The 1,126-nt window shown below is 58.9% G+C and carries 2 protein-coding genes; both read left to right on the forward strand.

Features of this window, described 5'->3' with window-relative positions; genetic code table 11:
- A partial coding sequence (locus tag AWU74_RS05875) for an MBL fold metallo-hydrolase (protein ID WP_238580196.1) occupies window positions 1-428 on the forward strand: 428 nt, incomplete at its 5' end.
- A 205-nt stretch (window positions 429-633) separates the two neighbouring features.
- Window positions 634-1,014: an IS5 family transposase gene (locus AWU74_RS05880; RefSeq protein ID WP_062328521.1), complete on the forward strand. Its 381-nt coding sequence runs from the start codon at window positions 634-636 to the stop codon at window positions 1,012-1,014.
- Window positions 1,015-1,126: the final 112 nt, after the last annotated feature.

Here is a 1,126-nt window from a genome sequence, read left to right on the forward strand (position 1 = left end):
AAGCGGTGTATGTCCCCATACAGCACGGGGACCTGTGCGCCGCGGGGTGGGTGCTGACCGTGAGTAATGCCGACGGCGCGCGCCGCTCGCTCGCGTACCTGACCGACTGCAATTACATTTCGCCGGAATCCATAGACCGGATTCGCCGCGCCGTTGCGGGGAGCGCGGCGCTTGGGCAGGCTGCCGACGGCGTTCTTGAACACGTGATTATCGACGGACTCCGCATACGCCCGCACGTAACGCATTTCTCGTTCGACGAGGCGCTTGAATGCACCGTAAAAATCGGCGGCGCACAGACGTGGATAACCCATATCTGCCACGACGTCAGCCACGCAGATATCGCGGCGTATTGTGCCGAGCGGAACCCGTCGCCGGACAAGCCGGTTTTGCCCGCATATGACGGCTTGGTTTTGCACGTCGGCGAATGAACAGGGCAAACGCCCCGCTCTTTTTTTGCGCGCAGCCCCGCGCCGCCCGCTCGCAAAACCCGCTCGGCAGGAACGGTAGGCTCTCCCACACGTGCATGCAGGCTTTCCGCACGCACGGGCAGCGCCCGCCGCCCTTTGGCAAGCTTTCTTGATAAACACGCTAGGTAGTGTGGACTGGATAGGGGAAAAGAGGTAAAATAGAGGCATGAAAGAAAATGAAGGCATTCACCGGCACGATATAAGCGACGAGGCGTGGGAACGGATAAAAGAACTGCTGCCCGGACAGGCAGGAAAACGCGGGGGAGTAGCGAAAGACAACCGTTTGTTTATCAACGCGGTAGCGTGGCAGACGCGCACGGGCGCTCCGCGGAGGGACATGCTGCCAGAATTCGGGAACTGGAACAGCATACACAAGCGGTTTTGCCGCTGGCGGGAAAAGGGAATATGGAAAATGCTGGAGGACGCCGCAATAGGCGAGCCTGCCGGAGATATCTTTATGATAGATTCGACGTATATCAAGGCACACGCGGACGCGTGCGGGGCGCGCGGCGGCACTCAGGACATCAGCCGTACAAAAGGGGGCTGAACAGCAAATTACATTTGGTAGTTGACGAGTACGGGATACCGGCAAGCGGCATTGTGACAAGCGGTACTATCGCGGATTGTAATCAAGCGCCTCTCCTTATGGAGGATTTGGA

It is taken from the genome of Treponema endosymbiont of Eucomonympha sp. (assembly GCF_001028545.1).

Coding starts and splice junctions, on each gene's coding strand:
- AWU74_RS05880 (WP_062328521.1), top strand. CDS start 634: ATGAAAGAAAATGAAGGCATTCACCGGCACGATATAAGCGACGAGGCG.